General features: G+C 44.9%; 3 protein-coding genes and 1 pseudogene. All 4 read left to right on the forward strand.

All coding sequences use genetic code 11. From position 1 onward, the window contains the following. Positions 1–125, forward strand: a pseudogene (locus IM479_RS21840) (IS630 family transposase); the annotation flags it as partial. A gap of 694 nt (positions 126–819) precedes the next feature. Further along, positions 820–1,341, forward strand: coding sequence for a photosystem I assembly protein Ycf3 (locus IM479_RS21845; RefSeq protein WP_002770118.1), 522 nt, complete (start codon positions 820–822; stop codon positions 1,339–1,341). A 154-nt stretch (positions 1,342–1,495) separates the two neighbouring features. Continuing rightward, positions 1,496–1,792, forward strand: a complete 297-nt coding sequence (gatC, locus tag IM479_RS21850; protein ID WP_061431086.1) for an Asp-tRNA(Asn)/Glu-tRNA(Gln) amidotransferase subunit GatC — start codon at positions 1,496–1,498, stop codon at positions 1,790–1,792. Positions 1,793–1,932: 140 nt separating this feature from the next. Next, on the forward strand, positions 1,933–2,334 hold the full coding sequence (locus tag IM479_RS21855; RefSeq protein WP_287684995.1) for a phosphomannose isomerase type II C-terminal cupin domain: 402 nt from the start codon (positions 1,933–1,935) through the stop codon (positions 2,332–2,334). The last annotated feature ends 296 nt before the right edge of the window (positions 2,335–2,630 follow it).

Raw genomic sequence — 2,630 nt, forward strand, 5'->3', positions numbered from 1 at the left:
ATCGAGAATTTGAAAATAAAGAAGAACTGGAAAAAGTAGTCAATCAGCTTTTAAATGAAGGGGGATTGATTATTAAATGGAGTAGAAAGCTTAAAAATAAGGGTAATGCTGTCAATGTAACTTAAATGCGTAAAAGCTTACTCACTCAAAGCAGTCAACATGGAAAAATCTAAATCTTAGGTAAAGTTGCGTCAATGGTCCTTGAAGCAACAAGGGCGGCAGTGAAATTCTCGGCTGGAGATTTGACATTTTCCCAATCGGGACGCAAAGGATAAAGATTAGTAAGGCCGATAGTTACCCCTTGCTAGGGGATATTTTTGCTGGAAAATAATGTTCGCCGCCGGCCCAGCCAAGACCGTCTAAATGGAACCTGTGGCCAGAAAAATTAGGAAAACAGCCCTAGGGTTTCTTGCGAGTGCTATGTCAAATGAAACTAACGCGGTAGCGTTTCCACTTTCGAGGAATTTCGCTAGAATACAGAAAGCGGTAAAGCGCGTAAGGGATCACGGAAACCTCCCGCTCCTTTTGTACCTTGGAACAAATATCGCCCTTGAAAATGTAATGGTGACGGGTCAAGCAGCATAGAAGCTTAACGGCTAAGGTCAATTCTGCCCACAAATAAAATTCAGATCCGTCCGCCGCCGGGCAGTCGGTAGACGTTAAACTAAAACGCTTGTGGATTCGGTCTGACGGGGGCATAGTCTTCGGATTGTGTCTAGTTAAGAGGAGTAGAAGCAAGAATCTCCCGTCACAGCCTAGCTTGACGGCGAGAGTGTCAAAAAGGTAAATAGTCATTTTGATCGCCTAATCGTCCTAACTATGCCACGCACTCAACGTAACGATAATTTTATTGATAAATCTTTTACCGTCATGGCGGATATCATTTTAAAGATACTCCCCGCCAATAAAAAAGCCAAGGAAGCCTTTGTTTATTACCGCGATGGGATGTCTGCCCAAGCTGACGGCGAATACGCCGAAGCCCTCGATAATTACTATGAGGCTTTAACATTAGAAGAGGATCCTAACGATCGCAGTTATATCCTCTACAATATCGGTATTATCCACGCTAGTAACGGCGAGCATGAAAAGGCTCTGGAATACTACGAAGAAGCTATCCAACTTAATCCCAGAATGCCCTCCGCTTTGAATAATATCGCCGTTATTTACCATTTTCAGGGGGAAAAAGCCAGAGAAGACGGTCAACAGGCCGAAGCGGAAGCACTCTACGACAAAGCGGCAGAATACTGGAAACAAGCCATCCGATTAGCCCCCAATAACTACATTGAAGCCCAAAACTGGCTGAAAATCACCGGGCGATCGGAAATTGATGTTTTCTTCTAAATTGAGGAGACAGAATTCAGGAGTCAGGAGACAGGAGTTAGGAGTTAGGAGATTATTTTTATTTATTCTCCCCATCTCCCCATCTCCCCATCTCCCCAACCCCCAACCCCCAACCCCTAACCCCCAACCCCCAACCCCCAACCCCATTTCTCCCATGATCGATCGAGCTACAGTTGAAAAAATCGCCCATTTAGCCCGTTTAGAGATTAATAGCGGCGAAGAAGAACAATTTGCGCTGCAATTAAGCGGAATCCTGGATTATTTCGAGCAGTTAAGCGAATTAGACACGGAAAATGTGCCACCCACCACGCGAGCGATCGAAATTCAAAATATCACTCGCGCCGATAGTAATAGACTTTATCCCGATCACGAGGTCTTAGTGCAAGAATCGCCGGCCCCAGAAGGGGATTATTTCCGGGTTCCCCGTATTCTCAACACCGACGAAGACTAAATCAGTGATCAGTGATCAGATTTGAGTTTTCAGTTCACTGATTACTGATTACTGTTTACTGATCACTGATTTAGATGCCATCTAGGGTTTTTGCTGCTATCTTGGACTAAGATCAGACCTAGCAATGGAGACATAATATAATGATCGCATCTCAAGATGTGGCAGCATTTCAGCTTATTTCGAGCGTAGAATCGGCAGCAACAGAATTTAGGCCCTGGGGTTCTTTCACCACTCTAGAAGAAGGTCTTGGTTATAAAATCAAGCGAATTGAAGTGAATCCGGGTCATCGTCTCAGTTTACAGATGCACTACCATCGCAGTGAACACTGGATTGTCGTTTCGGGAACGGCAAAAGTCACCTGTGGAGATAACGAAGAAATTCTCGGAGCCAATCAGTCCACTTATGTGCCGCAGTGTACCGCTCACCGTCTGGAAAACCCCGGGGTGATCAAATTGGTGTTAATTGAAGTGCAAAATGGGGAATATTTAGGAGAGGATGATATAGTCCGTTTTCAGGATGATTATGCTCGCCATCAGAGCTAAGACTGTGTTGAGGGAGACAGAAGGCCAAGAAACTATATTTTCGCCCCAAAAACCTTTTGAGGTTAGTCTGTCTGACTGTCTTCCCTGTTGGCAAGGCTCCTCAAGTTCTAGAAAAATTTTCTTTTCCGGCTGGGTAGCGGTTTTCTCCATGGGAGTTGACACTCCCCGCTCTAAAGAGACGGGGATTCTTGGTTCACAGAGATTACTTGCTTAGACAGAATTGCTTCTGAAAAAGTAGAGGTATTCTCTCCCCAAGCGTTTATTGGGTCGAGCATCGAAGGTTCCGGTATGCCCTA

This window comes from Microcystis sp. M165S2, assembly GCF_020245885.1.
Classification (GTDB): Bacteria; Cyanobacteriota; Cyanobacteriia; order Cyanobacteriales; family Microcystaceae; genus Microcystis.